2 protein-coding genes are annotated in these 1,945 nt (G+C 57.4%); one reads left to right on the plus strand and one right to left on the minus strand.

Annotated features, from left to right (window positions below; all coding sequences use genetic code 11):
• On the minus strand, positions 1–1,686 hold a 1,686-nt coding region (locus VTU_RS35480; protein WP_265597357.1), incomplete at its 3' end, for a calcium-binding protein.
• Here VTU_RS35480 and VTU_RS35165 point away from each other — a divergent pair.
• Positions 1,669–1,945 (plus strand): hypothetical protein (locus VTU_RS35165; protein WP_236610824.1); only part of this gene is annotated, 277 nt, incomplete at its 3' end. The two genes, VTU_RS35480 and VTU_RS35165, sit on opposite strands and share 18 nt — an antisense overlap.

The raw sequence follows: 1,945 nt of genomic DNA on the forward strand, positions 1-1,945 counted from the left end.
GGCCTCCACTCGACCCGACTGGTTGTCGTACACCTGCTTGAGCACGATGTCTCCAGGCGCCACTCCTGCCTTGAACTGCAGCGTGTTGAGCTTGTCCGCCGCCGCATCGCTGTAGTACTGCACCCGGTCCTGCCCATCGCCTCGTCCGAACAGGTAGGTGTTGTTGCCGTAGCCGCCGTTCAAGGTGTCGTTGCCTGCTCCTCCGTCGAGCGTGTCCGCTCCCGCTCCGCCAGACAAAGAGTCGTTGCCTGCTCCGCCCAAAACGATATCATCACCATTTCCACCGTCTATTGCATCGTTACCTGCTTGTCCAATCAGAATATCGTTACCGTCGAGACCCTGGATGTTGTCATCCCCTGCACTGGCAACCATCAAATCCGACCGTGAAGTGCCGGCGAGATTGTGTTCGGTGGAAGCAGCGAAGCGGACTGTCCAACTGCTCAGTTCCTCGCTGAATGCGCCCAGATCGGTGGCGGTCTTGAGTTGGGTGATGAGGAAGTCGGTGGCGTTCCAGCCAAGCTCCGCAAAGCGGGTTTCTCCAGCAGCGCTGAGAAACTCGACCAAATCAATGATTCCGTCACGTGGACTGGATGCGATGGCTTGCTTGAATGCATTTTCCACGGGCTGGAAATCAAGCACCACGCGGCCATCCACCATTGCGATACCCAACTTGTCAAAATAACCACCAAGGCGAGTCTGCAACAGGAGGGACTCATAAATATCCGTCTTGAACCGATCATAGGCCAAGGAAATGCTGGCAATCTGCTCGGCAGCCAGCGTGACTGTCAGACTACCCGAATTGGCGTCCAATGGTGTGAACCGGGCTTGCCCGTTGGCACCCCCATAGGTAAAGCCCATAAAACGCTCGACCACACCCAGTTTGCGAATAAATTCGTCATAGGCTGGCGTACCAGCAGTCAATCCAGCCAAGTTGTAGGTCAACCTGACACCACTGCTTGAAAGGGCATCTGCCTGCACTTTGAGCGATTTCAAATCAGCTGTGTTGGCCCATTTTTCTATGAAGCCGTCGAGTTTGTCTATCTGTCCTTGCCGGGTGGTTTGCTGGGTGTAGGTTTGCACCCAATTACCAAGGTCGGTCGAGAGGCTGATGGCCTCAGACAGATCGCGCACACGCCCTGAGCCGCGCAAATTTGGCAATGCCTTGGCCTGATCGGTGAATGGGATCTTGTCGCTGAACTGCCGATAGAAGGTATTCACCAGCAAGTCCAGATTGGCCGTTGCGCTGTTGGTTTCCCCCGTCGTGCCCGTAGTACCGTTGGACCGAGTGAAGGTGCCAACTGCTGTCTGAACATTGCCATTTCCCAGGTCGGCACGCACAGCGCTTGAATTGACGCCAATCGCAGTAATGTTGTTGGCCCCGAGTGTGGTCAACTCGTTGGCTTGGCTGATGCCGTCCTGGTTCAAATCACGCCAGATGCGCAAGTTGGCAAAAACGCTGTCTGCCGAGTTGATCTTGCCGTCGTTATTGGCATCCAGGTCTTTGAGTGCGTCAAAGCCGTTGGATGCCAGTTGACCGTTGCTCTTGAGCGTGTCCACACCAAAAAGTTCGCGACCCGAATCGATCGTGCCATTGTCATTGCGGTCCAGCACCAGCCAGCCGTCGTCCGGTTTGACCCAACCAGTACCGGTCTTCACGCCATCGGCGTCGTGATCGAACAGAATCACCGTGCCGTCGCGGGTGCTGGTGGTTTCAATGCCGTCACCATCCAGGTCGAGAACCAGCGGATCACGGCGCGGTGGGGTTGTGCCATCAGCGCCAGCGGTACCTCCGGCACCTCCTATGCCACCGGCGGCGCCGTTACCACCGCCGCTGCCACCGCTGCCACCGCTGCCACCGTCGCTTCCGTCGCTTCCGTCGCTTCCGTCGCTTCCGTCGCTTCCGTCGCTTCCGTCGCTTCCGTCGCTTCCGTCGCTTCCGTCGCTT

Source organism: Verminephrobacter aporrectodeae subsp. tuberculatae At4 (assembly GCF_000193225.1).
In the GTDB taxonomy this organism is placed as follows: Bacteria; Pseudomonadota; Gammaproteobacteria; order Burkholderiales; family Burkholderiaceae_C; genus Acidovorax; species Acidovorax aporrectodeae.